The 25403-nt window shown below is 63.8% G+C and carries 20 protein-coding genes; 10 read left to right on the top strand and 10 right to left on the bottom strand.

Annotated elements, in window-relative coordinates:
* Positions 1–12 precede the first annotated feature (12 nt).
* The gene (locus tag J5X93_RS15800; protein ID WP_182815362.1) at positions 13–1401 is read left to right on the top strand and encodes a DUF3300 domain-containing protein; all 1389 of its coding nucleotides are present in this window, start codon (positions 13–15) and stop codon (positions 1399–1401) included.
* Positions 1398–2288, top strand: a complete 891-nt coding sequence (locus J5X93_RS15795; protein WP_043206996.1) for a DUF2950 domain-containing protein — start codon at positions 1398–1400, stop codon at positions 2286–2288. The genes J5X93_RS15800 and J5X93_RS15795 overlap by 4 nt, the downstream gene beginning before the upstream one ends.
* A 224-nt stretch (positions 2289–2512) precedes the next feature.
* On the opposite strand, the gene J5X93_RS15790 is transcribed toward J5X93_RS15795, so the two are convergent.
* Together J5X93_RS15790 and J5X93_RS15785 are read right to left on the bottom strand one after the other, a co-directional pair.
* Positions 2513–3244, bottom strand: a complete 732-nt coding sequence (locus J5X93_RS15790; protein ID WP_043206993.1) for a TorF family putative porin — start codon at positions 3242–3244, stop codon at positions 2513–2515.
* A 95-nt stretch (positions 3245–3339) separates the two neighbouring features.
* On the bottom strand, positions 3340–5085 hold the full coding sequence (locus J5X93_RS15785; RefSeq protein WP_182942946.1) for an amidohydrolase: 1746 nt from the start codon (positions 5083–5085) through the stop codon (positions 3340–3342).
* Between the two features lie 105 nt (positions 5086–5190).
* Here J5X93_RS15785 and J5X93_RS15780 point away from each other — a divergent pair, with 105 nt between their 5' ends.
* Entirely contained in the window at positions 5191–6108 is a 918-nt protein-coding gene (locus J5X93_RS15780; protein WP_090344775.1) for a LysR family transcriptional regulator, read from the top strand.
* On the opposite strand, the gene J5X93_RS15775 is transcribed toward J5X93_RS15780, so the two are convergent.
* Positions 6105–7286, bottom strand: coding sequence for a GGDEF domain-containing protein (locus tag J5X93_RS15775; protein WP_043206988.1), 1182 nt, complete (start codon positions 7284–7286; stop codon positions 6105–6107). The two genes, J5X93_RS15780 and J5X93_RS15775, sit on opposite strands and share 4 nt — an antisense overlap.
* A gap of 402 nt (positions 7287–7688) precedes the next feature.
* On the opposite strand from J5X93_RS15775, the gene J5X93_RS15770 reads away from it, so the two are divergent.
* A complete protein-coding gene (locus J5X93_RS15770; RefSeq protein WP_043206985.1) occupies positions 7689–9887 on the top strand; it encodes an OsmC domain/YcaO domain-containing protein in 2199 nt (732 codons plus the stop codon).
* Positions 9888–10072: 185 nt separating this feature from the next.
* Here J5X93_RS15770 and J5X93_RS15765 read toward each other — a convergent pair whose 3' ends face one another.
* From J5X93_RS15765 to J5X93_RS15745, 5 genes are all read right to left on the bottom strand, one after another.
* Complete coding sequence (locus J5X93_RS15765) at positions 10073–11428, bottom strand: purine-cytosine permease family protein (protein WP_182942948.1); 1356 nt, start codon at positions 11426–11428, stop codon at positions 10073–10075.
* Between the two features lie 16 nt (positions 11429–11444).
* Positions 11445–12119: a cysteine hydrolase family protein gene (locus J5X93_RS15760; RefSeq protein WP_070571620.1), complete on the bottom strand. Its 675-nt coding sequence runs from the start codon at positions 12117–12119 to the stop codon at positions 11445–11447.
* Positions 12120–12605: 486 nt separating this feature from the next.
* Entirely contained in the window at positions 12606–13262 is a 657-nt protein-coding gene (locus J5X93_RS15755; RefSeq protein ID WP_232092083.1) for a cupin domain-containing protein, read from the bottom strand.
* Positions 13263–13356: 94 nt separating this feature from the next.
* On the bottom strand, positions 13357–13986 hold the full coding sequence (locus J5X93_RS15750; RefSeq protein WP_182942949.1) for a hypothetical protein: 630 nt from the start codon (positions 13984–13986) through the stop codon (positions 13357–13359).
* A gap of 92 nt (positions 13987–14078) precedes the next feature.
* The gene (locus J5X93_RS15745) at positions 14079–14942 is read right to left on the bottom strand and encodes a sensor domain-containing diguanylate cyclase (RefSeq protein ID WP_182942951.1); all 864 of its coding nucleotides are present in this window, start codon (positions 14940–14942) and stop codon (positions 14079–14081) included.
* Between the two features lie 397 nt (positions 14943–15339).
* Between J5X93_RS15745 and J5X93_RS15740 the strand changes: the two genes are divergently transcribed.
* The 6 genes from J5X93_RS15740 to J5X93_RS15715 all read left to right on the top strand — a co-directional run bounded on the left by J5X93_RS15740 (position 15340) and on the right by J5X93_RS15715 (position 22016).
* Complete coding sequence (locus tag J5X93_RS15740) at positions 15340–15639, top strand: hypothetical protein (protein ID WP_102081540.1); 300 nt, start codon at positions 15340–15342, stop codon at positions 15637–15639.
* Between the two features lie 246 nt (positions 15640–15885).
* Positions 15886–18717: a xanthine dehydrogenase family protein molybdopterin-binding subunit gene (locus J5X93_RS15735; RefSeq protein WP_102081541.1), complete on the top strand. Its 2832-nt coding sequence runs from the start codon at positions 15886–15888 to the stop codon at positions 18715–18717.
* Positions 18710–19249, top strand: a complete 540-nt coding sequence (locus J5X93_RS15730; RefSeq protein WP_043206967.1) for a (2Fe-2S)-binding protein — start codon at positions 18710–18712, stop codon at positions 19247–19249. The genes J5X93_RS15735 and J5X93_RS15730 overlap by 8 nt, the downstream gene beginning before the upstream one ends.
* Before the next feature lie 2 nt (positions 19250–19251).
* Entirely contained in the window at positions 19252–20463 is a 1212-nt protein-coding gene (locus J5X93_RS15725; RefSeq protein WP_182942953.1) for a cytochrome c, read from the top strand.
* A 3-nt stretch (positions 20464–20466) separates the two neighbouring features.
* Complete coding sequence (locus J5X93_RS15720; protein ID WP_182942955.1) at positions 20467–21438, top strand: XdhC family protein; 972 nt, start codon at positions 20467–20469, stop codon at positions 21436–21438.
* Complete coding sequence (locus tag J5X93_RS15715; RefSeq protein WP_090344796.1) at positions 21435–22016, top strand: nucleotidyltransferase family protein; 582 nt, start codon at positions 21435–21437, stop codon at positions 22014–22016. The genes J5X93_RS15720 and J5X93_RS15715 overlap by 4 nt, the downstream gene beginning before the upstream one ends.
* A 163-nt stretch (positions 22017–22179) precedes the next feature.
* Here J5X93_RS15715 and J5X93_RS15710 read toward each other — a convergent pair whose 3' ends face one another.
* Both J5X93_RS15710 and J5X93_RS15705 read right to left on the bottom strand, forming a co-directional pair.
* Complete coding sequence (locus tag J5X93_RS15710; protein WP_090344798.1) at positions 22180–23466, bottom strand: Zn-dependent hydrolase; 1287 nt, start codon at positions 23464–23466, stop codon at positions 22180–22182.
* A 47-nt stretch (positions 23467–23513) separates the two neighbouring features.
* Positions 23514–25004 (bottom strand): NCS1 family nucleobase:cation symporter-1, encoded by a 1491-nt coding sequence (locus J5X93_RS15705; RefSeq protein ID WP_250033735.1) that lies wholly within the window; start codon positions 25002–25004, stop codon positions 23514–23516.
* Positions 25005–25403 lie beyond the last annotated feature (399 nt).

Here is a 25403-nt window from a genome sequence, read left to right as displayed (position 1 = left end):
GCGGGAGGTGCAATGCGCGTTCCAATGCTAGGCGTCATCACAATGATGTTGTGCCTAGGCGGCACGGCGAGCCTCGCCCAGACGGCGACGACAGCGCCTGCCCCGGCTGGCGAGCCGGCGCCGAGCACGGGCGCCGCCAAGACGGCCGTGTTCACCCAGGAGCAGTTGGATCAGATGCTCGCGCCCATCGCGCTGTACCCCGATGCGCTGCTGGCACAGGTGCTCATGGCGGCCACCTACCCGGGCGAGGTCGCCGAGGCGGTGACCTGGTCCAAGGCCAACAGCACGCTCAAGGGCGACGAGGCGGTCAAGCAGGTGGCCGGGCAGACCTGGGACCCCAGCGTGCAGGCGCTGGTGGCCTTTCCGCAGGTGCTGGTGACCTTGGGCCAAGACCCGGTCTGGGTGCAGCGTCTGGGAGATGCCTTCCTGGCCCAGCCCGACGACGTCATGAACAGCGTGCAGCGCCTGCGTCACCAAGCTCAGGCAGCCGGCAACCTGCAGAGCAACCAGTACCAGAACGTGACCGTGCAGGCCGCGCCCGCGCCGTCCTCCGCCGGCGGTACCGGCCAGAGCGCAGCGGCCGGCAACACCACCATCATCATCGAGCCGGCCGACCCGCAAGTGGTCTACGTGCCCAGCTACAACCCCAACACCACCTACGGCACGTGGCAGTACCCCGCCTCTGCGCCGGTGTACTACCCACCGCCGCCGGCCTATTACGCAGGTTCAGCGCTGGTGGCGGGGTTGGCCTTCGGCACTGGCGTGGCGATCATCAATTCGCTGTGGGGCGACTGCGACTGGGACGATCACGACATCGATATCGATGTCGATCGCTACAACAACATCAACAACATCGAAAACCGCATCGACAACAGCCAGAACAAGTGGCAGCACAACGCCGTGCATCGCGATGGTGTGCCCTATCGCGATGCCAGGAGCCGCGAGCAATACGGCCGGCAACTGGACGGCGCCCGCCAGCGCGCCGCGTATCGGGGTGACGATGCCCAGCGCGCCGAGGCCCGAGAACGCGCCCGGGCTTCGATGGACCGGCACGGCATCGAACGTCCGGCCACCACCAACCGCGAGGCCCGTGAACGGGCACGCGAAGCCCAGGCTGGCCATCGCCTGCAAGGTGCGACGAACGCACCCCGGGTAGCCGACCGTCGCCAAGGCGATGGCCAGCTCCGCCAGGCTGCGCACAAGCGGCCTACGGCCTCGGCCGGGCGGGCCCGCAACAATGCTTTCGATGGCGTTCGCTCGCCGTCGCGAGCCAACGTGCAGGCCAACCGTGGACGGTTGAGCCAGTCGTTCGCCCAGCGGCCCGGTTCCGCGCGGGCGGCGGGACGTCCGGTGTCCAGACCGGTCAGTGCGCCGATGCGCAGGGGAGGAGGGCGGCGATGAACCTCAAGTTGCTTATGGGACTATGGGCCACAGGCCTTGCCTGGTCGTGCATCGCCTCGGCCCAGCAGGCCTTCCCGACGCCGGAAAAAGCCGTCGAGGCCTTCGTCCAGGCCCTGGGTGTGGAGCACCCCGACGAAGCGCGCCTGGCGCAGCTGCTCGGCGAAGACTGGCGTAACTACATTCCCCGCGGGGGCGTGCAGCGCAGCGACGTGGATGCGTTCTTGCAGCAGTACCGCGAACGACACCGCATCGAGCCAGACGGCGAGCGCAAGGCGATTCTGGCAGTGGGCAACGCCCCCTGGACCTTGCCGATCCCGCTGGTCAAAGGCAATGGCGGTTGGCGCTTCGATCTGAAGGCCGGCAGCGCCGAGATCCGTGCGCGGCGCATTGGCCGCAATGAGCTGGCGGCTTTGCAGTCGGTGCTGGCGTATCACGACGCGCAGATGGACTACGCCACCCAGGATCGCAACGGCAACGGTGCGCTCGAGTACGCCCAGAAAATCTTCAGCAGCCCAGGCAAGCACGACGGCCTCTACTGGGCGGACGAAGGCGACGGCCAGATCAGCCCGCTGGGCCCGCTGTTCGGTCAGGACGTAGTCGGCGATGACTGGTATGGCTACCACTTTCGCATTCTCGATGGCCAGGGCCCGTCGGCACCTGGCGGCGCGTACAGCTACCTGATCGGCGACCAGATGAGCCGAGGCTTTGCGCTTATCGCCTGGCCTGCCAAGTACAACGAGACGGGGGTGATGAGCTTCATGATCAGCCATGACGGCCAGGTGTTCGACAAGGACCTGGGGCCTGATGGCGAGAAGGTCGCCAAGGCGATGAAGCGCTTCGACCCGGACGACAGCTGGCAGGTGGTGAAGGTAGACCCAGCCGAGTGAGGGCTGGCACTGAAAGCGCAGGCTGAGCCCTGGGCCGAGCTGTGCAGCGATACGTCGGCAATTGCCGAAGCCCACTTCTTGGCCTGGCTATTTTTTTCGAAGCGCCGGCGTATCTACAGTCGCAGGCGAGAGGCAGGCCTCTGTGCGGCTGCGGGCTCACCGGCGAAAGTGTCCCTACAGGCAACGCAACGACAGGGTGCCGGGGCTGCCTGTGCAGTCCTGATTCAGAACTTCTTGCTCGCACTCCCTACCCAGGTCGCCGAACACAGGTCATCGAACCCATAGCTGCTGGCGCACTCGGTCTTGGACAGGTCGGTGTCGATGTACGACAAACTCCAGGTCAGCCCAGCCAGTTCACGGGTCAGCTTCACTTCCCATTCGTGGTGGTCGGACGATGTCTTGCCATCGCCGGCCGTGTACATCGGATCCTTGAAGTCCATGCGCCCGTAACGCAGCTGCAAGCCGATCTCCAGCGGCAGGGCGGTTTCGTAGGCCACGTAGCTGTAGAGGGTGTCCTGGTCATCGCCCAGGGCGCTGCCGGTGTCGTTGGAGTAGTTCGCTCCCAGGGTCACGCCGTAGACGGTGAGGGCGGCGTAGTAGTCGCTGAGGTTGTACAGGCTCGACTTGGGGTAGGTGTACTTGAGGTAGCCCACATCCAGGCTGACTTCATCGGTGGCCTGCCAGTACCAGCCGGCGTAGTAGTCCACCTCCTGGCGGGTCTGGGTGCCGAAGCCAAAGTCCACATTGGAGGTCCAGGCGCCGAGGTACAGGCCGCTGGTGTGCTGCAGGGTGATGGCGAGTTGGGCGGCGGGGTCGTTCTGGGTCTGGGAGATGCCGCGGGTACGGTAATCGCTGACCAGAGCGGGTTCGATCTCCAGGTAGAAGTCATCACTCAGGGATACGGCTTGGCTGGTCAAGGGGGCCAGGGTCGAGGCAATGAGCAGGATGCGGCGCATGAAGGTACCTGTTTGTTGTGATTGTTCTGGCAGGTGCGGGCAAAGCGCGGCCTGGCTCCCGGGTAGCCCGGGAGCTTGGCGTGGTGCAGAGGGAGTCAGTGTTCGGCTTTGTAGACTTCGCGGCCGCCGAACCAGGTCTGCAGGACGCGGGTGTCGGCCAGGTCATTGTCGGCGACGGTGAGCACATCGCGGTCTAGCACGATGAAGTCGGCTTGCTTGCCGGGCGTGAGCGAGCCGATCTGCTTGTCCAGGCCAATGGTGCGTGCGGCGTTGAGGGTGTAGGCCTGGAACATGGTCTGGCGGTCGATGCGCTCCTTGGGGTTAAGCACGCCCTTGGGGCCTTCGCGGGTGATGGCCTGGTGAATGGCCAGCCACGGGTTGGGCGAGGAAACCGACCAGTCGCTGGCCCCGGCGATGGTGGCGCCGTGGCTGAGCAGCGAATGGGCAGGGTACTGGTAGGGGAAGACATGGGGGCTGACGTAGGGCTTGACCATGTCCAAGGTGTATTCGTCGCCCGAGGCCCAGAGCAGCTGCATCGAGGCGATCACGTTCAAGGGCTTGAAGCGGGCGAACTCGGTGGGGTTCACCAGTTGCAGATGAGTGATGGAGTGAGTGACGCCACTCTGGCGGTCCTTGCGCGCTTGGGCGATGCCGTTGAGCGATTCGCGTACCGCCCGGTCACCGATGGCGTGGATATGTACCAGCCAGCCTCGGGCGTCGGCGGCGCTGACCAGCTCGCCGAAATGCGTCGGGTCGATCAAGAGCTCTCCGGTTTTGTGGGAATTGCTGTAGGGCTCGAGCATCGCCGCGCTTTGCGCCGGGTATTCCACCACGCCGTCGGCGAATATCTTGATGCCGGGCAGTGTCAGGTTGGGGATGCCCTGGAACTGCTGGCGAACTTTGTCCAAGGTGTCGAGATCGGCCGGCAGGCTCTTGGGGTTGGCCACCAGCAGCGCAGCGACATGGGCATTCAACTGGCCTTTCTCGGCCAGGGCCTTGTAGGCCGGCAGTACGCCGATGGATTTTTCCGTGGGCTTGAGGCTGAACACCGACTCCCCAGGTGCGGCGTTGGCGGCCGGGTCCATCCAGGCGGTGATGCCGAAGGCGTTGTTGTATTTCACCGCAGCGTCGGCGGCGTGCAGCAGGGCGTCGGCGCTGGGGGAGGGCATGGCGGCGCTGATGCGGTCCCAGCCTGCATCCACGGCAAAGCCATTGGGTGTGCCGTCTTGTTTCTTGCCCAGGGTGTCGCGTTCGGCGGCGGGCAGGGTGGCCAGGAGCCTGGCGTCGATACCGGCGCGGTCGAGCATGGCCTGGTTGGCCCAGGCGGTGTGGTGGTCGCTGCCAATGAACACCACCGGGACCTTTGCCCACTCGCCGTGGTTGAAGGTCGCGCCCAGCTCCTCGGCCTTGGCCCAGTAGGTGGAGCTCACCCCGACCACGGTCAGCACATCGCCTTGGCGGGCTGTGCCGTCGTCACGCCAGGCGCGCAAGCGTTTTTCCAGCTCCGCGGTGGGCACGTTCTCCTCATCGGCCAGGCTGGCTGCCGACAGCTCCAGGCCACCGAAGATGGCGTGGGAGTGGCTGTCGATCATCCCCGGCATGACCCGCTTTCCGCCCAGGTCGATGACTTGGGTCGTGCTGCCGGCCAGAGCCTTGATCTGGGTATCGGTGCCTACTTTGAGCACTTTGCCGTCCTGTACGGCCATGGCCTGTGCAGACGGGTGGGCGGGGTCGGCGGTGTACAGCTTGCCATTGAGCAGCACCAGATCCACAGCGGCCATCGAATCCATCGAGGCAAAGGCCAGCGCCACGGACAGCAACGTAGGCGTGAAACGTCTCATTGCAAAACCTCTTGTTTTTTGGGGGCTGTTGGCGAGACTAACGGCTGGCCCGGGCAGGCAGAACGCCCGAAATGCGCAAAAGCTTTTTTCCTGAATGGAAAAACCATGGACAAGTTCGCCGCCATCACCATGTTCGTCGCCACTGCCGAGCACGGCAGTTTCAGCCGCGCCGCCGAGCAGTTGGGCAAGACCCCGTCGGCCCTGACCAAAGCCGTGAGCCATCTGGAGGATGACCTGGGCGTGCGGCTGTTCGAGCGCAGCACGCGGCGCACGGTGCTGACCGAAGCCGGCAAGGTCTACCTGGAAACCGCGCGCCAGGTGCTCATGCGCATGCATGAAGTCGGCGAAGTGGTGGGGCAGATGCAACATGGCTTGCATGGGATCCTGCGGCTGACGGCGCCGCTGGCCTATGGGCGGGCCTTTCTGGACCAGGTGTGCTCACAGTTTCTGCGCGACTATCCGCAGATCCGCCTGCGCGTGGACCTCTCCGATGACTTCGTCGACCTGGTGGAAAGCGGCTACGACCTGGCCCTGCGCGAAGGGCACAACGACTTGCCCGGGTTGATCGCCAGGGAGGTCGGCCGCAACCGCCTGACGCTGTGCGCGAGCCCCGACTACCTGGCGCGCAACCCGATACCGGTCACACCCCAGACCCTCGATCAGCACGACTGGCTGTTGTATCGCCATGCCGCCCTGAGCCGCACCTACTGGTGGGTAGAGAAGGACGGCGAACGTCTGAGCCTGCTGCAGCCCACCCATGCTCGACTGGAAAGCGACAACTACGACCTGCTGCTGGCCAGCGCGCTGGCCGGTGGCGGGTTGTTTCATGTGCCGCTGTGGAGTGGCGCGCCCTATCTGGCCGATGGGCGCCTGGTGCGCTTGATGGAAGACTACGCGATCGACCCCGACGCCTTCGGGCCGAAGATCCTGGCGGTGTACCCCAGCCATCGGCGAGCGACGGGGAAGGTGCTGGCGTTCATCGAGTACCTGGCGGCATACCTGGAGCGCACGGGGTTGGCCTAGCCTTCGATGGCCGGCTCGTTGGCTGCGCTGTGCTCGAACACATGGACACGGTTGCGTCCCGCGGCCTTGGCCGCATACAGCGCGTCGTCCGCCAGCGCCAGCAGGCGCGAGAGTTCGTAGCCTGCGGCCTCGCTGGTGACGACGCCGATGCTGACGCTCAGACTCCCTGGCGTGGGCAGCGCAGCGCTGTGAAAGCGCTGACGAATGTTCTGCGCGACCAGGGTCGCGATCTGCTCCCCCGCACCGGGCAGAAGGCAGGCGAATTCCTCGCCGCCGATCCGGCCGAACACATCGCCGTGGCGCAGGTTGCGGGTCGCCAGCTGACTGAAGGCGATCAACGCCTGGTCGCCTGCCTGGTGACCGAGGCTGTCATTGAGGCGCTTGAAATGGTCCAGGTCGAACAGCAGCAGGGTGATGGGGGTGTGGGTGCGTTTGGCCTCGGCCAGGATCTGCTCACCTTGGGTGATGAATGCCCGGCGGTTGCCGATGCCCGTCAACTCGTCGGTGTTGGCGGCCGTTTTATACTTCTTCTCGGCCTGCTCCTTGACCATTGCCAGGGTGATATAAGCGATGCCGGTGGCATAGAGCATCGACTCGAACAGCATGACGGCAAAGAACCGTGCGCCATCGCCACTGCCGGACAAGGCGTTTTCCAGCGAGAGGCCTTCATCGACGATGAGGCGCACGAGGTAGAAGATGGTGTGCATGCCCAGGATCAACAGGGCCGGCAGGTACGCCATGTCCAGGCGATTGCGGCTGCGCCACAGCTCGACGATGCCCAGGCCCGAGTAGGCCGCGGCAAGGGTCGAATACACCGTGATGCGCAGTGACAGCGAGTCGTAGAACACCGGCGTGAAGCAGAACAGCAGCCACACCACCACACCCATGGCAATGCCGGGCAAGTAGGGCGCGCGCCCGGCCAGGGTGCGCATGGCTGTCCAGCCCAGTGCGGCTGACAACAACAGCACGATATTGCCCAGCACCAGGGGAACGAGGTCGTAGCCGCGCTCGCGCAGGCTGATCAAGGCGACGCCCACCGAGGCCAGCAACAACATCGCGCCCAGATAACCCAGCGGCCGCTCACGTTTGCCACGCGCCCAGGTGTGCAGGGTGAGTGTGCCCATCAGACCGAGCAGGAAGACGGTGACGAGAATGAGGGTGGGAATACTCAAGAGCACGGGAAGTCCTTTGGGCTCGGCGGCAGGTCCATCAGTTTTGCCATGTTAAGCGCCAGCGTGGCAGTTTGCCAATGTGCGGAAAGTTATTAAATTCGCTATGGGTGGGGCTGTCGTTAATGTCGCAAGAATAAGCTCACGGATGGCGTACTCTCGGGAAAAAGTATTTTTAAACAATCTGTTAATTGTTCGGGGAAGCATTATGCCGGGCCGGTTGGTCGGGCTTGCGCAGGTGACCAAGCACGGTGCATGCAGGCCCGGGAGCGAGCCTGAACAGGCTGGGAGGCGCCCTGCGCCTGGCCTGCCGGGCGCCGCGCCCACGGCCGAAAAGCACAAGACTTTCGCGGGGAAAAACCGGATAATGGCCGCCATTTTCGGTTTGCTCGTTATCACGGTATCCCCCGCATGGAAATCAAGGTCAACTTTCTCGACAACCTTCGACTTGAAGCCAAGTTTGATGACTTCACGGTCGTGGCCGACCAGCCGATTCGCTATAAGGGCGATGGTTCGGCACCGGGGCCGTTCGATTATTTCCTGGCCTCTTCGGCCTTGTGTGCGGCGTACTTTGTAAAGTTGTACTGCAATACACGAAACATTCCGACCGATAATATTCGTCTGTCTCAGAATAATATTGTCGATCCGGAAAACCGCTATAAACAGATCTTCAAGATCCAAGTGGAACTGCCGGCGGACATCAGCGAAAAAGACCGCCAGGGCATCTTGCGTTCGATCGAGCGATGCACGGTGAAGAAGGTCGTGCAGACCGGTCCTGAGTTCGTCATCGAAGAGGTGGAGAACCTCGATGCCGATGCCCAGGCATTGCTGATGGTGGACACCGACCCGAGCGCGAGCACCTATATCCCAGGCAAGGACCTGCCACTGGAGCAGACCATCGCCAACATGTCGCAGATCCTGGCCGGTCTGGGCATGAAGATCGAGATCGCCTCCTGGCGCAACATCGTGCCCAACGTATGGTCGCTGCACATCCGCGATGCCCACTCGCCGATGTGCTTCACCAACGGCAAGGGCGCGACCAAGGAGAGCGCCCTGGCGTCGGCCCTGGGCGAGTTCATCGAACGCCTGAACTGCAACTTCTTCTACAACGATCAGTTCTGGGGCGAGGACATCGCCAACGCGCCGTTCGTGCATTACCCGGACGAGCGCTGGTTCAAGCCGGGCCGCAAAGACGCGCTGCCAGCGGAGATCCTCGACCCGTACTGCCTGGAAATCTACAACCCTGAAGGCGAGCTGCGTGGCTCGCACCTTTACGACACCAACTCTGGCAACGTCGAGCGTGGCATTTGCTCGCTGCCCTATGTGCGTCAGTCCGACGGCCAGGTGGTGTATTTCCCGTCCAACCTGGTCGAGAACCTGTTCCTGAGCAACGGCATGAGCGCCGGCAATACCCTGGCTGAAGCGCAGGTGCAGTGCTTGTCGGAAATCTTCGAGCGGGCGGTCAAGCGCGAAATCCTCGAAGGCGAGCTGGCATTGCCGGATGTGCCGCAGGAGGTACTGGCCAAATACCCCGCTATCCTGGCCGGTATCCAGGGGCTCGAGGAGCAGGGTTTCCCGGTACTGGTCAAGGACGCCTCGCTCGGCGGTGAATTCCCGGTGATGTGCGTCACCTTGATGAACCCGCGTACTGGCGGTGTGTTCGCGTCCTTCGGTGCACACCCAAGCTTCGAAGTGGCGCTGGAGCGCAGTCTGACCGAGCTGTTGCAGGGGCGCAGCTTCGAGGGCCTGAACGACCTGCCTCAACCGACCTTCTCCAGCCATGCGGTGACCGAGCCGAACAACTTCGTCGAGCACTTCATCGATTCGAGCGGCGTGGTGTCCTGGCGCTTCTTCAGCGCCAAGGCCGACTTCGAATTCGTCGAGTGGGACTTCTCCGGCCACGGCGAGGATTCCAACGCCGAGGAGGCCGCCACGTTGTTCGGCATTCTCGAGGGCATGGGCAAAGAGGTGTACATGGCGGTGTACGAGCACCTCGGTGCAACTGCCTGCCGCATCCTGGTGCCGGGCTACTCGGAAATCTATCCGGTGGATGACCTGATCTGGGACAACACCAACAAGGCCCTGTTGTTCCGTGCCGACATCCTCAACTTGCACAGCCTGGACGATGACGCCCTGGCGGCGCTGGTCGAGCGGCTGGAAGAGAGCGAGCTGGACGACTACACCGACATCACCACCTTGATCGGCGTCGAGTTCGACGACAACACGGTCTGGGGGCAGTTGACCATCCTGGAGCTCAAGCTGCTGATCTACCTCGCCCTGGAGCAGTTCGAGGCGGCGAAGGAACTGGTGGAGACCTTCCTGCAGTTCAACGACAACACCGTCGAGCGCGGGCTGTTCTACCAGGCCTTGAACGTGGTGCTGGAAGTGGAACTGGACGAGGACTTGGAGCTGGCCGATTACGAAGCCAACTTCCGCCGCATGTTCGGCGATGCGCGCATGGATGCGGTACTGGGTTCGGTCGATGGCAGCGTACGTTTCCATGGCCTGACACCGACGAGCATGAAGCTCGAAGGCCTCGACCGCCACCTGCGCTTGATCGACAGCTACAAGAAGCTGCACAGCGCCCGGGCCAAGGTGACCCTGCGCTAAGCCAGTCGCCAGCCCTGGTGGCTACCGGGGGCGCGGTGCGCCCCTTTTCGCGGCCCTTCGCCGCTCCCACAGACGCCGTAGTCCTCCTCGCACAGTTTTTGCGGATGAACCCGCTCCCATCGGATCGGCACCGATCCTGTGGGAGTGGGTTACCCGCGCAGCACACGCTGCACAAAGGCTTGGCTTTATGCGCAGGCGCCGGCCAGCGCCTTGCGTCTGCCCATCAGCCAGTAATAGGTCAGCGCTGGGAAAATCAGGCCGACCGCCCAGGCCAGGTCAACCCCTTGCAGGTGGGTGGCGATGGGCCCGGCGTACATCGAAGTATTCATGAACGGCACCTCGAGCACGATGGTGACCAGGAATACGCCGATCGCGACGCCATTCACCCGTCCATAGATCCCGCTCGGCCGGAAGATGTCTTCGATGCGGTATACCCCTTTGCGCACGACGTAGTAGTCGACCAGGTTGATGGCCGTCCACGGGATCAGGAAGTAGCTCATGAAGAAGATGAAGTTCAGGAAGAACGCAATGAAGTCATCCTGGGCAAGCGTGCACAACCCTGTAGCCGCAGCGGCAATCACCAGCAGCAACCCTGCCCGCACCCACGCGGTGACCTTGAGTGCGGTGAAGGGTTCGATCACGGTCACTGTCGACATGAATGCTCCGTACAGGTTGAAGACGTTGATGGCGATCTGACCGTAGAGCACGAAGGCGAACATCAACACCGTGCTGCCGCCGAGCAATCCCACCAGGTTCAAGCCAACGTTGTCTCCGAACCCGGCCATCGCCTTGGCCAGCACCGCACCCAGCAGCATCATCCAGCTCCCGCCGATCACCGTGCCCAGGTAGCTGTACCAGAACACCTGCTGCGTCGGGGTTTCGGTAGGCAAGTAGCGGGAGTAGTCGGCCACGTAGGGCGCATAGGAAAGTTGCCAGGTGACCGCGATGCTCACCGAGGCGAGGAAGGTCGGCAGGCTGAAGCCCTCGAGCGACCATTGCCCGGCGGGCACTGGCAGGCTCAGTGCCAGCCAGGTCGCGATGCCGAACACCCCGAGCGAAGCCAGCGTCAGCAGCTTTTGCAGGCGATGGATCAGTTGGTAGCCGAACAGCGCGACCAGGAAGCACACCGCACCCAGCACCACGATGTTGCCGCCATTGCCGATCGGGCTGGCGCTGGCGACGGCCTGGGCGGCGAGCAAGGTATTGCTGACGAAGAAGCCCAGGTAGATGAGCATGACGAACAACAACGGCACGATCGCGCCATAGACGCCGAACTGGGCCCGACTCTGGATCATCTGTGGGATGCCCAGCTTGGGCCCTTGGGCAGAATGTGACGCCATGAAGAGGGCACCGATCATCGAGCCCAAAAGAATCGACAGCGCACTCCAGAACAGGTTGAGGCCCAGGCTGATGGGCAAGACGCCGGCCGCGACCGTAGTGATGTTGGCATTGGCGCCGAACCACACGAAGAACAGCGAACGCGCCTGGCCGTAGCGCTCGCCCTCAGGGATGAAATCGATGCTGCGATTTTCAACTTTCATCAGGATCTCTCCACACTCAGCAATCATGGGCAAGGCGGTGTTCGAAGCGTTGGATCGCGTCGACGAATGCCTCGGGGTGGAAGGCGAGGTGGTCGGGCGTATCGGTGCGCACCGAGCCTGCCGGCTGCTGCTGCCAATGGCGCAGCAGCTGTGACGTGGAGAAGATCTCCAGCCCGTAGATCCAGTTGGAGAGGATCATCAGGGCTGAATAGTGCGCACCCAGCGTCGTGGCCGTGCAGGCATCGGCGACCAGGCTCAGGGTGAAGCCGTGCTGGTAGGCATCGAACACGCTGGTCATGACGCACACATCGGTCAGCACGCCGAACACCACCAGATGCTCGATCCCCTGGCTTCGAAGCCGCTGCGCCAGGTCGGTGCCATGGAAGGCGCTGTAACGGTGCTTGTCCAACACCTGGTCGCCGGCGTGTGGCGCCAGGGCGTCGAGGACCTCCACCGCCGAGGTGCCGGCGCGGTAGCTGGTCGGTTGGCCATGCTCGTCCACCGGCTCCCCGTGCGCCAGGTCGTGGCCTTGGGCGTTGTTCACGTGGCGGGTGTAGATCACGGGGATGGCAAGGCGGCGGGCTGCGCCGATGAGGGCGCCGGCGTTGCCGACGACTTGGTCGAAACGCTCCAGGGGGAAGCCGTCCTCCTGTTGCAGGTCGATCACGAGAAGTGCGCTGGTACAGGTCATGGTAAATCACTCGGGTACAGTGCCCCTGGCGCCGTCGCAGGAGGCGCCTTGAGGGCGAACGAACAGTCGCAGCGTCCAGGCGAGCCGGGCGCTTGTGGGAAGGTCGAGACGACGCTCGAAGGGGACTTACGCGACTATTTGCCAGAACCCGTTCTGTTTGGCTGCCACGCAGGCAGGCAGGCGTGGCAGGGTGACCTGGGCGGGCGCGCGCCCATGGCGAAGGAAGCCTTGCATGGCACTGGGCAGGTCATGTCTGTCAACGCCTGCCCTGCAGAGGGCAGCGTGACGACGATTGCCTGTGAGAGTGAAAAAAGTGCCCATGTGAGGTGCGCCTTGGAACGGTTGAGCAGGAGCGAAGCAAACGTCGGGCCATTATTGGCGTTTTGGCCGTAAGGCGCATTGCAGGGGCATTTGGGGTGCTTAGCGGGGGCGTGTTTCTAGGTATACCGTAATACGGTGATACCAAAAGTAGCGATTTGCGCTGAATCAACAGGCCGTGAGGTCCAGCGCGGCATCCTTGATCCAGATCCGCGCCCCGGCATCGCCTGCCACCGCCTGAACCGCAGCCCCCGGCGGTCGGCGCATCCAGCTCCAAGGCCGCAACGCGAAGTCGTCACCTTGTAACTGGCCGTCGAGTACGAACAGCTCCAGACCTCGCGGGTTGGCAATGTTCAGTGTCTGTCCGGGCTGGGCCTGCTGCACCCAAACCCGTTCATGGATGCTTTGCCACAGTAGCTGGTCACCCTGCTCGGGCACCTGTGCGACCACGCGTTCATGGTCCTCGGGATGGAACTGGCGCAAGTGCACGAAGATGACGCAGCCCTGGGCAGACCCCGGCGAGTGCTGGCTGCCGGGTGGGTTGCGTATGTAGCTGCCAACTGGATACTGACCCTGTTCGTCCTCGAAGACCCCCTCCAGCACCAAGAACTCCTCACCCCCCGGATGGGCGTGGGCATTGAACCGACTGCCAGGCGCATAGCGCACCAGCGAAGTGGCGCGGGCCTGCTCCTGTCCGATGCGGAACAACAGGCGTCGCTCCACCCCGGCTTGCGGGCTGGGAATCCAGGGCAGGGCATGTCCCTGCACGATCACCGTTTGCCGCAGGTCGGCATTGATCAGGGCCGGCATTACCATCGAAGTCATCTCCACACATCCGACCGACTGATGATCCACCGCCATGGCCCGAAAATCGAGCGTAAAAAAAGCCCAGCGCTGGCGCTGGGCTTGGGTGTCTCCGTTACTGCACGACGCCGTTGTACACCACCGTCGCGACGCCATCCTTCTTGATCGTCAGCTTGTTGCCCTCGGCCAGCGACTCGACCACTTCGGAGCAGCCATCGACTTCCTGTTTGCCGTCCACGTACTCGCCCTTGGTGTCGAAGCTGAAAACATAGGTGGACGCGGGGCAGGCGTTACCACCTTCACCGGTGGACACCACCACGACGTACTTGCTGGGACCGAACGAATAGGCCTTCTCGATGGTGACATAGCCGGTGGCTTCGACATCTTCGACGACCGACTCCATGACGTTCACGACGCCGGCCCGCGACGGGTACATCAGCGCGGTCCCCAGTTCCATGCGCTGGATGCTGAAGGGACCTGCGCTGTCGCCGCTGACCAGCAGCGTTTCGTAGGCCATGGTCGGTGCAGCGGGGGCCAGTTCCGGCGCCACCGGGGGCTTGGCGGCGAGGGCTTGCGGGGGCTGCGGGCTGACGCACTGGCCGCTTTCGCAGATGCGATCGCCTTTGCAGTCGATGTCCTTGGCGCATTGTCCGGCGGGTACGGTGGCCTGGGCGGTGTTCTGCTCGGTTTTGTCACAACCGGCCAGGGCCAGTGCGACCAGGGTGCAGGCAAACAGACGCTTCATGGGGTGAAGTCCTTTTCCAGAAAAAAAGTGGTGGCACAATAGTATCGCGCAATCGCGCCAGGTTGTCTCAAACGCTTGATTTCAGGCGCGTATCAGCGTGTGCCCGAACGCTGTCGCTTGATCCGGTACATGTCGTGATCGGCATGGCTGAGCAGCGCGTCGGCATCCTCGCCGTCCGCCGGGTAGCAGGCCACGCCGATGCTGCAAGAAGGCATCTCGACCTCGCCGAACTCGGCGCCCAACGGCTCGGCCATGGCCGCGAGGATCTGCGCGATCTTTTCGGCCACCGCGCTGTGCGACGGGATGTCGGTCAACAGCACGATGAACTCATCACCGCCCATGCGTGCCACGGTGTCGGTCTTGCCTACGCAGGCTTCGAGCCGTCGGGCGACCGTGCACAGCACGCGGTCGCCCGCCGCATGGCCATGGACATCATTGATGCCCTTGAAGTCGTTGATGTCCACGAACAGCAGCGCCAGTGTGCTCTGTTGGCGGTGCGCCGTGCGCAGGGCCGATTCCAGCCGGTCATTGAACAGCGAGCGGTTGGCCAGCTGGGTCAGCGGGTCGTGGTGGGCGAGAAAGCGCAGCTCCTTCTCGGCCTGGGCCAGGGCCGTGACGTTGCGCGCCACGCCGATGCGAGCCCCGACCTCATCGGACCAGAAGGCCGCCCACAGGATGTGCACCACGCCGCCATCCTTGCGGATGTAACGGTTGCGAAAATCCACATGGGGCTGGCCATTCATGATGCGGATGATCGAGGCGCGGGTGGCTTCCAGGTCTTCGGGGTGCATGTAGTGGGTGATCGGGGTGCCGACCAACTCGCTGGCTCGATAGCCGAGCAGGGTTTCGCAGGCGTCGCTCACGAAAACGATTTCGTTGTCCCGGTCGACCACAAAGACCGTGTCCAGCATCAGGTGGATCAACTTGGGGTAAAGCGCTTGGAGGTCGACGGCCATAGGTCAGCGGAGTCCGGTGCAGAAGGGCGTTCGCGGCGCAGGACAGCATACAAGGCTCATGCCTGCGTCACTACTGGGGCGGGCAAGAAAACCCTCGCTGGCGATGGCCGGCAAGTCGTTCAAGTTCTTCTAGAATTTCGCTAATGCGGGCACCGCTCTGTCGGGAGCCTGATCCTGGTCTCGGCGGTGCTGCTGTTGCTCAATGTCAGCTATACGCTGCACCGCTTGGCCAAGTTGCCTTAGCACACGGTGCTGCAGGTGGTGTTGTGCGTGCTTTAACTGGTTCTGGCTTTACGGGTGGTCGAAATCGTCTGGAGTTTCACGGGCCAATAGTCGCGGTTGAAATCTTCAGGCAGACCGGCCAGGCTCTGCAGCTTTTGATTCTGGAGTCCTCCAAATGTGGGGAAAACCTGCGCGCCAGAGCCCGCCATGGGCCTTGTGCACCTTGCTCGCCATCAATCTCGCCCTGGCCGCCGGCTGCAGCAGCAAAACCAGCACGGCTCGGTATGCCGCAGCGACGGCGGGGTCTAACTGCTATGCCAAGGCCTTGCCGACAGCGGGCGAGGGCGGTCTGGCCTGGGGGGCGAGCATGAGCATTGCCCGGCAAAAGTCCCTTCACAACTGCATGCGCTACGCAAGCCGCTCCGGCGGTACACCGCATACCTGTCAGGTGGTGTTGGCCAAGTGCAAGCGCTGATGGCCCGAGCCCTGTGACCGAAAAACCTTCATCTTTAATGCCTGTGGCGAAAGTTCGTACATCGGCGCGACAAGTTGTCTGCTTGACTTTGCCAGAGGCGCGGTCGTTGCGCTAAACTTGACGCCAAGGTCAGTTTTTGTGATTTCCACTCCGACCTTGCTTTCGGAACGTCAGTGATTCCGCCCTCCGAGCTATCAAGTACCAGAATACGTCATGGGCAGGCGCGCTCTGCCCAGAGGATGAAGCATGACCCACCGTGATATTTCCCGGCGCGCCTTCCTGCAAGGCGGCGTGATTGCGGGCGTAGGGGTGACCCTCGCACCGCTCGGCAGCCCGGCCTTCGCCGCCCTGATGGAAAACAGTGTCACCACTTCCCCGCAGAAGTGGATGAGCCATGACGGCAAGACACGTTTTCGCAACGATGCGCTGTCCAAGGTGTGCGGCAACAAGGTGTTCGCCCGCGACATCCGCGCCAAGGACATGCCCGGCTGGCCGCAGCAGCAAGGCCACGCCCTGTTGCTCAAGACCATCAAGGCCGACCGCATCTATGCAGGCCTGGACCTTGCCTGGCTGGGCGCCGACCTGCAGCCGGACCGCGTCGTCACCGCCGAGGACCTGCACAAGGATGGCATCGCCTGGCCTGAGGCCCACTCGCCGGACCCGCTGCTGCCACCTGGCAAGGTGCCGATGTTCATCGGCCACCCGGTGGCGATCCTGATCTGGAACGACTTCGAGCGTTACCGCCAGGCCAAGCTCAAGCTGCAATTCAACGACAAGGCCATCCGCTACGGCGCCCAAGCGCCGCTGTATCAAGGCGACCCCTATGGCAGCTTCCGTTTCGTGCGGGTGGCGGGCAAGACGCCGTTCGAGGAGGACGAGTTCTCCAGCCTGAAGAACTCCATGCTGTTCCCCACCATCCTCAACCGCAAACCGGTCTGGACCAACGAGCCCAAGCAGCACGGCACCCTCACCGAGCAAGGGTTGTTCTATGCCGATCGCATGGCCGAGCAGCTCAAGCAGGCCCCTGAGGACTGGTTGGTGTTCGACGAGCGCTACAAGACGCCCTCGATCGAACCGGCAGCGCTCGAGCCGGACAACGGCAACGGCTGGTACGACCCGCAAAGCGGCACCCTGCATTTCGTGGTGGCGACGCAGTGCCCCTTCGAGGTGGCACAGGAATGCGTGCACATGATCAAACCGTCGCGCTTTGCCCTCAAGACGCTGAACATGCACCCCGGCTACACGGTCGGCTACGGCTCCAAGGACAACAACATCTTCGTGTTCTACGCTGCCGTCGCGGCCTTGTACGGCAACGGTGTGCCCGTGCGCCTGGCCAACGACCGCTACGAGCAGTTCCAGAGCGGCATCAAGCGCCACCCGTTCGACATCCACTACCAACTGGCGGTGGACAAGAAAGACATGTCGTTCAAGATCTTCCGTGCCGACATGAGTGTCGACGGTGGCGGACGCGCCAACTACAGCTCCTCGGTGGCCGCCGTGGGCGCGACCGCGGCGCAGTCGATCTACTACATGCCTCAGAGCGATCTGGCCGTGACCGCCTACCACTCCCGCGGTGTCGAGGCCGGTTCCATGCGGGGTTATGGCACCCTGCAGACCATGGCCGCGACCGAGATGATGGTCGACGAGATCGCCGGTCGCCTGGGTGTGGATGCCATCGAGCTGCGCCGGGTCAATGCCCTGAAGTCGGGCATGAAGAACACCCAGGGCGCCGTACCCGCCGGGGCCTTGCGCCTGCATGAGATCCTCGACAAGGCCAGCGCCCACGAACTATGGAAGAACCGCGACGCCTACAAGAAGACCATGGAAGCCAAGGACGCCGACAACTGGTACGGCGTGGGCTTTGCCATCTGCCAGAAGGACTTTGGCACGGGTGCCGAAGCGCCCATGGCGAGCATCGAATTCACGGCCGACGGGCGTATCAGCCTGCGTCATATCGGCACCGAACTGGGCACTGGCATGTCGACCTCCCAGGCGTTCGTGGTCAGCGACTTCCTGGGGCGTCCGGCCGATGAAGTGAAAACCGCCGAGACCGAGTGGCCGGAGCTGCAACTGGCCACCCACGGCAACCCCTATCTGATGAGCCAGGCCGAGCAGGACGCTGCCCTGCGTGACCCGCGCTGGGTCGGCAAGCTGGCCTCGCCATCCTCGGCGACCAACTCGGCCTTCTACTTTAGCCACGCCACGCGCGAAGCCGCTCGGGTGCTGTTCAACCATGGCCTGTGGCCGGCGGCGTTGTCGCTGTGGCGCCAGGGCCCGTTCGGTGGGCAGGCCAACCCGCTGGTGGTGCGCCGCGAGAACGCGGTCTGGGTCAACGGTGAACTCACCGGCAATGGCCTGGCCCCGATCCCGTTCGCCGAGCTGGCCAAGAAAGCCCATGAGATGGGGCTGGTGACCGGCGTCAGCGTCCACGCATTCAACCGCTGGAGCTGGGCTGAATCCGATTTCGTCATCGATGGCGTGCGTGAGCGCCTGCCGCTCGATGCGATGGCGGTCAAGTACGGCGACGGTGCGCCGAACGTCAAGAAAGCGCAGATGAACAGCGCCAGCTACCACCTGCTGGACCGCCAGAACGCCGCCTATCCGGCCACCCAGCTGAACAACGCCATGGTGACTTACTACAGCCCGGTGGCGACCCTGGTGCAGGTGAAAGTGAACAAAGGCAGCGGCCAGGTGCAGGTACTCAACCACCACAGCTGGGTGGAGTGTGGCCGTGTACTGGTACCGGAACTGGTCAAGGGCCAGCTCGAAGGCGGTATCGCCATGGGCATCGGCCATGCACTGACCGAAGAAATGCCGCTGTACGAAGGTGGCCCGGGCGAGGGCGACTGGAACTTCAACCGCTATCGCCTGCCGATGGCCAAGGACGTGGCAGTGTGGCAGCAGACATCGGAGATCCTGCCGCCACTGTCACCGACCGACCCCTCCAAGGGCATCGCCGAAGTGGTGATGATCCCGGTGGTCGGCGCGATCGGTAACGCCGTGGCCCATGCCATCGGCAAGCGTGTTCGCGACCTGCCTATCACCCCCGCCCGCGTCAAGGAGGCCCTCAATGGCTAACCGCCCGCTTCAAATGACCTTGAATGGTCAAACCGTCGGTCCGGCCGAAGTGCCTGAAGACCTGGCAATGATCGACTACCTGCACGAATACCAGAACCTCACCGGCTCCCGCCTGGGCTGTGGCCAGGGCATCTGCCACGCCTGCGTGGTGATCGTCGACAACCCTGACGGCACCAGCGAGGAAGTGCGCACCTGCATCACCGGCGCGCATTACTTCGAAGGCAAGAAGGTGCGCACCATCGAGGGCCATGCCAAGCATGACGAGGCGGGCAACCTCAGTGAGCTGAACCCGATCCAGCAGAAGTTCGTCGACCGCTTCGCCTTCCAATGCAGCTACTGCGCACCCGGCTTCGTCAATGCCGCCACCGTGCTGGTGGAAAAGGCCCAGCGCCAGCCACTGAAAAAGAGCGAGCTCGAAGGGGCCATCGAGGCCAGTCTCGGCCATCACATCTGCCGCTGCACCGGGTATGTGCGTTACTACGACGCCACTCGCGAAGTGCTCAGTGACCTCGGCCTGGTCAAGGAGGGTTGAGCATGAGGCACGTTCTTTCGGGCCTGGCGCTGGCCATGGGTGCGGCGCTGTCGCTCGGTGTACAGGCAGCCGACCAGGCGCAGGTCAAGCGTGGCGAATACCTGGCCCGCGCGGCCGACTGCATGGCCTGCCACACGGCCGAAGGCGGTGCGCCGTTCGCCGGCGGCCTGCCGATCCATTCTCCGTTCGGCACCATCTACGGCACCAACATCACCTCGGACAAGCAGTTCGGTATCGGTGACTACAGCCGCGACGAATTCTTCGCCGCCCTCACCGAGGGCAAGCGCAAGGACGGCGCCAACCTGTATCCGGCAATGCCCTACACCTCGTACCACTTGATCAAGCGCGAGGATGCTGACGCCATCCACGCGTACTTGATGACCGTGCCGCCGATCAACCGGCCCGCGCCTGAAACCAGCTTGAGCTTCCCGTTCAACGTGCGCATGGGCCTGGCCGGCTGGAACATGCTGTACGGCAAGAGCGTGCAGTTGCAGGCCACCGAGGGCAAGAGCGAGGCTTGGCAGCGCGGGCAGTACATGGTGGAGGTACTCGGCCACTGCGGCGAATGCCACACCCCGCGTAACCGCATCGGCGCCCTGGAGCAGGACAAGCGCTTGACCGGCGGCCTGTTGGCCGGCTACCTGGCACCCAGCCTGCTGGCCCAGGACCTGGCCGAGCGCGGCTGGACCCAGCCGGACCTGACCACGTTCCTCAAGCACGGCATCAGTGGCCAGGGCAGCATGTTCAACGAGATGTTCCCGGTGGTGCACCACAGCACCCAGCATCTGGAAGACGCCGACCTGGCCGCGATGGCGACCTATCTGCTGGGTGACCAGCCACCGAAGGCCAAGGTCGTGCAGGCCGTGCCGGTGGACCAGCTCGGCGAGAGCGCCCAGCGTGGCCGCCAGCAGTACCTCAACGTCTGCGCCGGCTGTCATGGCGTCGAGGGCGAGGGCAAGCCGCACATCGCGGTCGCCATGCAGGGCAACACCGTGCTGCGCCAGGCCGACTCGCGCAACCTGGCCAAGGTGATCCTCGAAGGCATCCGCGAGCAGCAGTTCACCGGTTTCGAGCGCATGCAGCCCATGCCGGGCTTTGCCGAAAAGCTCGACGACGGGCAAGTCACCGACCTGGTCAACTACCTGCGTGAAGCATGGGGCGGGCTGCCGGGGGACTTGAGTACCCAGCAGCTGGCGAACCTGAAGACGGAGTGAGCCGTGCAGCATCTTGATCTGCAAGTGGTACGACAGGCGCTGCAATGGTCCTGCCAGGGCCAGCGTGTGTGGCTGTGCACCGTGCTCTTCACCTACGGCTCGGCGCCCCGTGCGCCGGGCTCGCTGTTGGCGGTCAATGAGCGCGGGCAGTGGGTGGGGTCGCTTTCTGGCGGCTGCGTCGAGGAAGACTTCCTGGCGCGGGTCGGCGAAGGCGAGTTTGCAGGGCCGGTCGCGGTTGTGCGCTATGGCGATGGTAGCGACAGCCGCTCGAATATTCGGCTTCCGTGCGGCGGTGTGCTCGATGTCCTGGTGGAGAACCTGCCAGCGGATTGCGACGTGCAGGCGCACTTGCGCGAGCTGGAGTCGGCCTTGCTCGGCCAGCGTCGGCTGTTACGCCAGGTGAGCCTGCACGATGGCCAGCGCCGGTTGAGCGACGATATCGAGCAGGGGCCTCGGGTGGCCTACGACGAGGCCGCCGTCCATCTGCGGGTGGGCGCGGCCCAGCGTTTGCTGCTGGCAGGGTATTCCAGCGTCGCGCACTTCTGTGCGGAGTTTGGCAAGGGGCTTGGTTTTGAAGTCATCCTCTGCGAACCCCGCGAGGAGGTGCTCGACGGCGTGGAGCTCGACGGCATCGAGATTCGTCGCGAGCTGCCGTCGGTGTTCATTGCCAATGGCGGCTGCCACCGCGACACGGCGGTCGTGGCCCTGACCCACGATCCCAAGATCGATGATCTGGCCATGCTCGAAGCGGTACGCACCGAGGCGTTCTACATTGGGGTGATGGGTTCGCGCACCACCTCAGAGAAACGCCGCGAACGCCTCCAGCGCATCGGCAAGCTGGATGAGCAGGCGCTGAGGCGGATTCACGCTCCCATCGGCCTGAACCTGGGCAGCAAGACACCTGCGGAAATCGCCTTGGCAGTGCTTGCGGATGTGCTGCGTACCCGCAGCGGCATCGCCCGCGAGGCGCTGTGACGGTCGTTGCGCTGGTACTGGCCGCCGGACGCAGTGCGCGTTTCGGCAGCGACAAGCGCCGTGCGCCTCTGGCTGACGGGCGTAGCCTGTTGGCGCACAGTGTCGAGCAGGCCTTGGCCGTGTTCGACGAGGTGCGGGTGGTGCTGCGTGAGGGGGAAGGCATGCAGGAGTTGGGACTGCCTGCCGGCTGCCGCGTGGTCCCCAGCCCGGATGCTGCCTTGGGCATGGGCCACAGCCTCGCGGCGGGCGTGGCCTCGCTTCAGGACGGCAATGCCCACGCGGTCGCCATCTTGTTGGGGGACATGCCCTGGATCTTGCCGGACACCTTGCGGCGAATGGCGCAGGCCGCTTCGGCATCCAGCATCCTGTTGCCCTCGCATGGGGGGCGACAGGGGCATCCTGTGGTGTTCGGCCGTACCTTTTGGCCGGAACTGATGCGCCTTACTGGCGACGAAGGTGCGCGCTCGGTGCTGCGCTCACACCGGGATTGCTGCGTGCTGCTCGAGGTGGACGACGCCGGCGTATTGCGTGATGTGGATACTCCGGACGCGTTGGCGGCAAGGGCCTCGCCCCTGTAAGAGCGGGTTCACTCGCGGACACCGGCCACCGCTGCACGGTCTGCTTCGCGGCGGTTCGACGCTTAGATAACCCCCCATCCACAGGCTCAGTGGTGCTGTCCTTGTGGGTGGGGGGCTTGTCCTGCGCTGGGCTGCGCAGCAGCCTCGATGGTCTGCCGTCTGGCTAGGCCGCCAGGCGCCCACTGGCAATCGCCTGCGAAGCCGCCAGCATGGCGCGCAGCAACACCGCGCAGCCGGCCGCCAGGTCCTCTGGCGTGGCATTCTCGATTTCGTTGTGGCTGATGCCGCCTTCGCAGGGTACGAAGATCATCCCTGCAGGGCCAAGCTCGGCGAGGAAGATCGCGTCGTGCCCCGCACCGCTGACGATGTCCATGTGCGCCAGGCCCAGGTTGCGCGCCGAGTCGCGCACGGCTTCGACGCAACCTGTGTCGAAGTACAGGGCAGGGAAGTCCGCGGTCGGTGTCAGCGTGTAGCTCAGGCCATGCCGCTGGCAGGTGCTGTCGATCACCTGGCGGACCTCAGCGATCATCGCATCCAGCTGCTCACCCTCCAGGTGACGAAAATCGAGGGTCATGCGCACTTCGCCGGGGATGACGTTGCGCGAGCCAGGGTAGGCTTGCAGGCAGCCCACGGTGCCGCAGGCGTGCGGTTGATGGCTCAGTGCGGCGCGGTTGACCGCGGCCACCACGTCGGCGGCGCCCACCAGGGCGTCCTTGCGCAGGTGCATCGGCGTTGGACCGGCATGGGCCTCGACGCCGCGCAGGGTCAGGTCGAACCACTTCTGGCCCAAGGCGCCCAGCACCACGCCGATGGTCTTGGCTTGGTCCTCGAGGATCGGCCCTTGCTCGATGTGCGCCTCGAAGTAGGCACCCACCGGGTGACCGAGCACGGCCCGTTGACCGGCATAGCCGATGGCATCGAGCGCCTCGCCGACGGTCACTCCCTGGGCATCGACTTTGGCCAAGGTTTCTTCGAGGGTGAACTTACCGGCGAACACGCCTGAGCCCATCATGCACGGGGCAAAGCGCGAGCCCTCCTCGTTGGTCCATACCACCACTTCCAATGGCGCCTCCGTCTCCACACCCAAGTCATTGAGGGTGCGGATCACTTCCAGGCCGGCCATGACCCCGAAGCAGCCATCGAACTTGCCCCCGGTGGGCTGGGTGTCGATGTGGCTACCGGTCATCACCGGTGGCAGCTTCGGATTGCGTCCTGGCCGGCGGGCGAAAATGTTACCGACTGCATCGATGCTGACGTCGCAACCGGCGGCCTCGCTCCATTGCACGAACAGGTCGCGCGCCTGGCGGTCGAGGTCGGTCAGGGCCAGGCGGCAGACGCCACCCTTGGCGGTGGCGCCGAGGCGCGCCAGGTCCATCAGGGATTGCCACAGGCGCGCACTGTCGATATGGCGCTCGCTCGATTGCAGGACATGCTGGGCGGGAGTGCTCATGGGTATCTCCTCAGGCTGTTGTTATCCGGTTGGGCGCAGGTCTTGCGTCACGGTATTGGTTTGACCAGTCGGCTGGGTTTGCGCAGCGCCACGCTGCCCAGGGCGTAATAGAGCGTGCCGCCGAGCACCGAGCCTGTGAACCAGCCGTAGTCGTAGAACCAGCTGAAGCGGTCGTTGCCGATGGCCATGATCGTCAGCGCCACGGGCAGGGCGAAGGCGGCGAAGCCCGCCCAGTTCCAGGCGGGGTAAACGTCGTCACGGTACAGACCAGCCAGGTCCAGGCGTTGCCGGCGGACCAGGAAGTAGTCCACCACCATGATTCCGGCAATCGGCCCGAGCAGGCTGGAGTAGCCCAGCAACCAATTGGAATAGACACTCTCAAGGCTCAGGTCCGAGACGATCCAGCCAAGCTTTTTCAACAGCTCGTGAGCCATCAGGGCCAGGCCGATGAAACCGGTGAGCCACACGGCGCGGCTACGGCCGATCAGCCGTGGGGCGATGTTCTGGAAGTCGTTGGTGGGCGAGACGATGTTCGCCGCCGTGTTGGTCGACAGCGTGGCGATGATGATCAGCGCCATGGCCAGTGCCACCCAGCCTGGGCTCTGGATGTGACCAATCAGGCTGACAGGGTCCGACACTGTCTCACCGACCAGGGACGCCGAGGCCGCCGTCATGATCACGCCCAGGGAGGCGAACAGGAACATGGTCAGCGGCAAGCCGAAGATCTGCCCGAGGATCTGGTCTTTCTGGCTCCTGGCGTAACGGCTGAAATCCGGGATGTTCAGCGACAGCGTCGCCCAGAACCCCACCATGGCCGTGAGACCCGCGCAGAAGTAGCCCACCACGCTGGCGCCTTCCGGACGCTTGGGCGGCTGGGCCAGTAACTCGGTCATCGACATGTGCGGCAGCGCCCACATCAGCAGGCCGAAGCCCACCGCCACGAGCAGTGGGGCCGACAGGGTTTCGAGCCATTTGATCGACTCCGCACCGCGCAGCACCACCCACAAGTTGAGCGACCAGAACACCATGAAACCGATCACCTCGCCGGTGCCGCCCAACGACTTCCAGCCCTCGAACAGCGACCCGAGGAACAGGTGAATGGCCAGGCCACCGAACATTGTCTGGATACCGAACAAGCCGCAGGCGACCACCGCGCGAATCAGGCAGGGCACGTTGGAGCCCAGGATGCCGAAGGAGGCGCGTAGCAGGACGGGGAAGGGGATGCCGTACTGGGTGCCGGGAAAGGCATTGAGCGTCAAGGGAATCAACACGATCAGGTTGGCCAGCAGGATCGCCAGCAACGCCTCGCCGACGCTCAGGCCGAAATAGGCGGTGAGCACGCCACCGAGTGTGTAGGTGGGTACACAGATGGACATCCCCACCCACAGGGCGGTGATGTGCCATTTGTTCCAGGTCCGTTGATGCACCTTGGTCGGTGCGATGTCGTGGTTGTAGCGCGGGCTGTCCAGGACATCGCTGCCGGCGGACAGCTCAAACAGCCCGTCCTGCTCGATCACTTGCGATCTGCTCTGTTGCATGGGGCTCTCCAGGTTTTTCTTGTAGTTGTTCGCTCATCGGGCTGATGCGATGGCCGGAGTACACACACCACCAGTACTGCACCTTCGGTCCGGCCAGGCGGTTGGGGCCGCACTCAACAAACGTGCCGGGTTGGCCCTGGACCTTCCCGGATGGCCGCCGCCGACCGAAGGTAATGCGCTGCAAAGCATTTCTCGACAACAACAGCGGGCGCGGCACCTGCCGCGCCCGCTGTTTTCGTGTTGTACGGACCAGATTTCAAACAGCTGAATTTGCATGGAAAATCTCGACCAATTTCGCTTCTTGTCAAGTGAGTCAAGCTGGTTCGAGGTCCGCTGTTTTTCCTGTTTTTTATAAAAAACTAATAAAAACAAGATGTTAATGATTGACGGTTTTGCCAA

The organism is Pseudomonas sp. BYT-1 (genome assembly GCF_023611805.1).
Classification (GTDB): Bacteria; Pseudomonadota; Gammaproteobacteria; order Pseudomonadales; family Pseudomonadaceae; genus Aquipseudomonas; species Aquipseudomonas guariconensis.
The sequence above is the reverse complement of the archived record's forward strand: the minus strand, read 5'-3'. Positions and strand labels throughout refer to the sequence as shown.

Bases quoted from the DNA above. Each gene is read 5' to 3' on its own strand.
- J5X93_RS15800 (WP_182815362.1), top strand. From the start codon at position 13: ATGCGCGTTCCAATGCTAGGCGTCATCACAATGATGTTGTGCCTAGGC.
- J5X93_RS15795 (WP_043206996.1), top strand. From the start codon at position 1,398: ATGAACCTCAAGTTGCTTATGGGACTATGGGCCACAGGCCTTGCCTGG.
- J5X93_RS15790 (WP_043206993.1), bottom strand. From the start codon at position 3,244: ATGCGCCGCATCCTGCTCATTGCCTCGACCCTGGCCCCCTTGACCAGC.
- J5X93_RS15785 (WP_182942946.1), bottom strand. From the start codon at position 5,085: ATGAGACGTTTCACGCCTACGTTGCTGTCCGTGGCGCTGGCCTTTGCC.
- J5X93_RS15780 (WP_090344775.1), top strand. From the start codon at position 5,191: ATGGACAAGTTCGCCGCCATCACCATGTTCGTCGCCACTGCCGAGCAC.
- J5X93_RS15770 (WP_043206985.1), top strand. From the start codon at position 7,689: ATGGAAATCAAGGTCAACTTTCTCGACAACCTTCGACTTGAAGCCAAG.
- J5X93_RS15765 (WP_182942948.1), bottom strand. From the start codon at position 11,428: ATGAAAGTTGAAAATCGCAGCATCGATTTCATCCCTGAGGGCGAGCGC.
- J5X93_RS15760 (WP_070571620.1), bottom strand. From the start codon at position 12,119: ATGACCTGTACCAGCGCACTTCTCGTGATCGACCTGCAACAGGAGGAC.
- J5X93_RS15755 (WP_232092083.1), bottom strand. From the start codon at position 13,262: ATGACTTCGATGGTAATGCCGGCCCTGATCAATGCCGACCTGCGGCAA.
- J5X93_RS15750 (WP_182942949.1), bottom strand. From the start codon at position 13,986: ATGAAGCGTCTGTTTGCCTGCACCCTGGTCGCACTGGCCCTGGCCGGT.
- J5X93_RS15745 (WP_182942951.1), bottom strand. From the start codon at position 14,942: ATGGCCGTCGACCTCCAAGCGCTTTACCCCAAGTTGATCCACCTGATG.
- J5X93_RS15740 (WP_102081540.1), top strand. From the start codon at position 15,340: ATGTGGGGAAAACCTGCGCGCCAGAGCCCGCCATGGGCCTTGTGCACC.
- J5X93_RS15735 (WP_102081541.1), top strand. From the start codon at position 15,886: ATGACCCACCGTGATATTTCCCGGCGCGCCTTCCTGCAAGGCGGCGTG.
- J5X93_RS15730 (WP_043206967.1), top strand. From the start codon at position 18,710: ATGGCTAACCGCCCGCTTCAAATGACCTTGAATGGTCAAACCGTCGGT.
- J5X93_RS15725 (WP_182942953.1), top strand. From the start codon at position 19,252: ATGAGGCACGTTCTTTCGGGCCTGGCGCTGGCCATGGGTGCGGCGCTG.
- J5X93_RS15710 (WP_090344798.1), bottom strand. From the start codon at position 23,466: ATGAGCACTCCCGCCCAGCATGTCCTGCAATCGAGCGAGCGCCATATC.
- J5X93_RS15705 (WP_250033735.1), bottom strand. From the start codon at position 25,004: ATGCAACAGAGCAGATCGCAAGTGATCGAGCAGGACGGGCTGTTTGAG.